We start from the raw sequence: 237 nt of genomic DNA, 5'->3' as shown, positions 1-237 counted from the left end.
TTACCCTCACTCTGTTTTTTGCCGGTGATTTGATTGTAACACACTGATATACAGTGCTTAAACGGGATATATACGGTGCGCGGACGGGATATATGCGGTGCTTGGACGGGATATATGCGGTGCGCGAACCATATATATCCCGTCCAAGAACCATATATATGCGGTGTAAGTACCATATATATATGGTGAAAAAGCCTGATTTTGATGCTTAATTCCGGGAGGAGGAGAACGTACCTT

The organism is Bacteroides sp. UBA939 (assembly GCF_002293435.1).
In the GTDB taxonomy this organism is placed as follows: domain Bacteria; phylum Bacteroidota; class Bacteroidia; order Bacteroidales; family Bacteroidaceae; genus Bacteroides.
Note: the sequence above shows the minus strand (reverse complement) of the source record.